This window comes from Mesorhizobium sp. M7A.F.Ca.CA.004.12.1.1, from assembly GCF_003997835.1.
In the GTDB taxonomy this organism is placed as follows: Bacteria; Pseudomonadota; Alphaproteobacteria; order Rhizobiales; family Rhizobiaceae; genus Mesorhizobium.
In genome coordinates, this window is record NZ_RZRK01000569.1 from 2333 (window position 1) to 4028 (window position 1696).

The following is a 1696-nucleotide window of genomic DNA, read 5'->3' on the forward strand; positions in this document are numbered from 1 at the left end:
CCCCGGGCCCCCGCCGTGACCAGCACGCGCTGGCCTTTCAGCCCGGTCAAAAATTCGTCCGCCGATGCCGGCGCCCTTGTGCTCATGGTCCTGTCCTTCTCATTGCAGCCGCCGTTCGCGCAGCGCCATGACGGCGCCCAGAACGACCAGTCCGTAAAGAATTGCCCTCGTGGCATAGGGAAGCGTGGTGCCGGCGAGCAGCATCTGCAGTGCGGTCAGCAACAACACGCCGCCGAGCATGCCGAGATAGTGGCCGCGTCCGCCGGTGATCAGCGCGCCGCCGACCACCACCACAGCGATCGACGGCAACAGGTAGTCGTCGCCCATGCCAAGGCTTGCCTGACCCGAAAAGCCGGTCAGCATGATGCCGACAACAGCCGCGCAGACGGCCGAAAGCATATAGACCAGGATCAGCGTGCGCTCGACGCCGATGCCCGACAAGCGCGCCGCGCGTAGCCCATTGCCGATGCCGTAGACGCGTCGTCCGAACGGGGTGCGGCCAAGCAGCAGTACCGCCGCGACGACAAAGACGACCATCAGCAGCACTATTGGAGTCAGCAGGCCGGCGAGCTTGGCCGTCATGACCCAGCGCAGCATCGGCGAGGAAAAACCGGCCGGCGTGCCCTGCGAATAGAGCAGCGCACAGCCTTGCAGGATGCCGTTGGTGGCGAGCGTCATGACGATCGGCGAGATGCCGAGATAGACGATGCCGAAACCATTGGCGAAGCCAATGGCGCAGGCCATCAACAGGACGACCGGCAAGGCGTAGACAAGGGCGGCGTCGGAGCCGTTGACCATGCCGGCCAGGATGATGCCGGAGATGCCGATCGTCCACGGCACGGAGAGGTCGAGGCCACCGGTCAGAATGACGGTTCCCTGCCCCAGCGCCAGGACGGCTAGGAAGGACGATAGCACCAGCAGCGAATTCCAGTACCCCGGATTGAGGATGGCGCGGCCGAGCCAGACCTGCGTGACGACCACGATGAGCAGCAGGCAGACATAGGCGGGCAGCGCATAACGCAGCGTTTCCGCGTTGCGCAGGTGGAAGGCAGGGCGCGGCGCCGCCGGACTGCGCTGGGCATGGGCTGGTTCGGCGGTCTTGAGACGCCGGTCCACGCGCTCGAGTTGCGAGGGCAGTATGCCGGCGCGCCAGGCGGCGAGCCGGGCACGCGCGGCGCGTAGCTGCACGGCAAGCACCGATGCATGCGAGATGGAGCCGGCAAGTGCTGCCAGCACCAGAATGGTGCCTTCGGCGATGGTCGCATAATAGGCCGAGACATTGAGCACCAGCAGGATGTTCACCACGATCATCAGGATGTAGGCGCCGAAGACCGACCCCCCCGGGCCGCCCTGCCCGCCGCCGAGGCGCGTGCCGCCGACGACGACCGCCGCGAACATCGACAACAGCAGCGGATTGCCGACCAGCGGATCACCGCTGCCGGTCTGGGCGCTGATGAAGACGCCGGCAAGGCCATAGCAGCCGCCGGCGATGACATAGACGGCAAAGCGCACCAGCACGACATTGATGCCGACGGAAGCGGCCGACTCCGGATCGCTGCCGACCGCATAAAGTGCTGTGCCGAAGCGGGTTCCCTTCAGCCAGAACCAGGCGAGCAGGACGACGCCGATCACCACCAGCGGCATCGGCAGCCAGCCGGTGATCGCGTCGCCAAGATAGAAGGTACCGAGATCGGGC

At 66.3% G+C, this 1696-nt stretch carries 1 protein-coding gene; it reads right to left on the minus strand.

From position 1 onward, the window contains the following. Positions 1–99: 99 nt before the first annotated feature. A partial coding sequence (locus EN984_RS25210) for an ABC transporter permease (RefSeq protein WP_127384023.1) occupies positions 100–1696 on the minus strand: 1597 nt, incomplete at its 5' end.